We start from the raw sequence: 2,685 nt of genomic DNA, 5'->3' as shown, positions 1-2,685 counted from the left end.
CTGCCATCTCACCCAGACCCCCCCCACATACACAGCTCGCATCTTGATTTTACCGGGCCGGTGGCGGCCCTTGCGGGGGGGGGGGGGGGGGGCCCCCCCCCCCCCCCCCCACTTTCAGTGCCCTAAGTTTGGGGTGTCATCGTCACTTTCAGTCGGAGTGCTTGACCGGGCTGATCCGCGCGATAATCGTGGGACACGGCAATTTGGTGAGAACCGCATGCGCTGTCGAGCCCAACAAGAGGCGTTTGAAACTGCCCCGGCCGCGGCTGCCTACCACCAGCAGTTGTGCTGTGGCCCCGGCCGCGAGCAGTGCTTCGGCGGGCCGCGTGTGGGTGTCGAGGACTTGGTGTACCACCAGATCCGGGTACTTGTCTGCCAAACCGGCGACAGTTTCGGCCAGGACGACGCGCTCTTCTTCCGTGATGACCTCGAAGTAGTTGGTGTTCGGTACACCGCGGGTTACCCAAGGTTCCGGTGTGAGGAAGGCATGGAGAACCGTCAGCTCCTGTCCCTGGCGGTCGGCCTCTGCCGCGGCAAACGCGACGGCCTGTGTGGCCTCTTCAGAACCGTCCACGCCGACTAAAATCCCTTTGCGGTTTGTCATGTCGTGCTCACCGATAACTGCTACGGGACAACGCGCGACGGCGGCAACCTGTAAAGCACGATCGGTCAGGGAACCTCCGGCCCAGCCATGGCCGGAACCAATGACCACCATGGCGGCCTTTTTGGACCTCTTGCCCAAAGCGTAGCCGGCCCCACCCGAGACGAGGTCGGTGGTGACATTGACGGTGGGTTCCATCTTTGCGGCACGGTCCTTGGCAGCAGCAAGAAAGTTGATGCCGGATTCCCGGATCCACTCGTTATAGCCCACAGAATCGTACGCCCAGCGGTCATCCACGGCATGGACAAGCTGTACCGGCAGCTTCAGGGCGGCCGCTCGACGCATGGCCCACCCCATGGCAGCCTCGCTGCTGGGTGAATCGTTGACACCGACGACAATTGCTTCATTCATGGCTTGGCCCGTTCTTCGTTGATGGGTTCCCGGATATCGGCCGGGGCCTTGTTGTCAGTTTGTACCGGGTTCATACCGCCCGGTTAGGGCCGGAAGTCCTTATTCCGGTGTGGCTACGGAGATGGTCTCCTGATACTCCGGAACCCGGGCATTCCACCCCAGTTCATGCTTGATACGAAGCCGGAGTGCCTCGGATGCCTCCGGTTCACCATGAGTGATATATGTCATCCGTGGTGAGGTGGGTGCTGACCGCATCCAACGAATGATGGCGTCCGAGTCCGCATGGGCGCTGAATCCTTCGAGTTGGACTACTTCTGCACGGATCCGGACGTCTTGCCCATAGACCCTCAGCTCTCGTGACCCGGCGGCCAACGCAGCGCCCCTTGTTCCGGCGGCCTGATACCCGCTCAAGATGACTGCGTTCCTGGGATCGCTGCCGTATGCCTCAAGGTGATGCAGTATCCGTCCACCGGTCAGCATGCCGCTGGCGGAGATGATGATCATGGGACCACCTCGGAGATTGAGGAGCTTTGAATCGTCCGCCGTTCGGGTCATGGTGGCCAAGTGGTACATGTCCTTGAATTCTTCCGGGCCCAGCCGATGTTCATCCGGGTGCTGCTGGTACATGTAGGAGGCATCAATTGCCATGGGGCTGTTGAGATAGACGGGAATATCGGGAATGAGGCCTTTTCGGCGCAGGCGCGCCAGCTGCAGCATGAGTGTTTCCGCGCGGCCGACGGCGAATGCTGCGATGAGGATGACGCCATTCCGCTTGGCCACCCTGGACACTACCTCGCCTAGTTCGGTTTCGGGACTTCCGGACGGATGGGTCCGGTTGCCATAGGTGGACTCCGTGATAAGCACGTCAACGGACTCCAGCGCCCGGGGCGGGTACATCAGCGGGTCGTCGTCGCGGCCCAGATCTCCGGTGAAATGAACAGTGTTTCCGCCCACCCGGATGTGAAGCTGCGCGGCCCCCAGGATGTGACCTGCCGGAACGAACCTGGCCTGGACGCCGTCGCCAAGGTCCATGGGCTCGTCGAACTCAACAGGGCGGAAACTATTGAGCGACTTCACTGCGTCTGCCGCCGTATACAAAGGCAGGGCGGGGGTGTGGATTGACGATCCACGGCGATCGGCGTACTTGGCTTCCTCCTCCTGCAGGTGTCCGCTGTCAGGCAGCAGGAGTTTGCACAGTTCAGTGGTCCCGTGTGTGGCATGGACGGGACCCCTGAAACCATCCCTCACGAGCCTGGGAACGTAGCCTGTATGGTCCAAATGGGCATGCGTCAGCAGGACTGCATCAATGGATGCGGGGGAGACAGGAAAAGGCTGCCTGTTCCGTAGGCGGAGCCGTTTGTAACCTTGGAACAGTCCGCAGTCCACCAGGATTCGCGTTCCTTGGAAGTCCACCAGGTAGCGGGAGCCAGTTACGGTGTCCGTGGCGCCAAGAAAGCGCAGAGTTGCGGGACTTTTGGTGGCCATGTCGATGCTCCATCCTTTGGGCAGGGTACGGCTCCACGGGGTGAACAAAGGCCGGGCCGTTGAGGGCTGTTCACTGCGATGAAGCCATTGGCGGGGGCGGGGGGGGGGGGGGGCCCCGGCGGGGGGGGGGTTTTTGGGGGGGGGCGCCCGGGGGGGGGGGGGGTTGGGCGTGGGGTTGGGGGGAGGGC

General features: G+C 62.3%; 2 protein-coding genes. Both read right to left on the bottom strand.

From position 1 onward, the window contains the following. Nucleotides 1–148: 148 nt before the first annotated feature. Nucleotides 149–1,012 carry a universal stress protein gene (locus tag LN996_RS23385; protein WP_231343483.1) on the bottom strand — a complete coding sequence of 288 codons (864 nt, stop codon included), beginning with the start codon at nucleotides 1,010–1,012 and terminating at the stop codon, nucleotides 149–151. 99 nt (nucleotides 1,013–1,111) lie between these two features. Further along, nucleotides 1,112–2,497 carry an MBL fold metallo-hydrolase RNA specificity domain-containing protein gene (locus tag LN996_RS23380; RefSeq protein WP_231343482.1) on the bottom strand — a complete coding sequence of 462 codons (1,386 nt, stop codon included), beginning with the start codon at nucleotides 2,495–2,497 and terminating at the stop codon, nucleotides 1,112–1,114. Between the last annotated feature and the right edge of the window lie 188 nt (nucleotides 2,498–2,685).

Origin of the sequence: Arthrobacter sp. AK01, assembly GCF_021109375.1 — a bacterium.
Taxonomy (GTDB): domain Bacteria; phylum Actinomycetota; class Actinomycetes; order Actinomycetales; family Micrococcaceae; genus Arthrobacter.
Note: the sequence above shows the minus strand (reverse complement) of the source record. Positions and strands in the feature narration are given on the sequence as shown.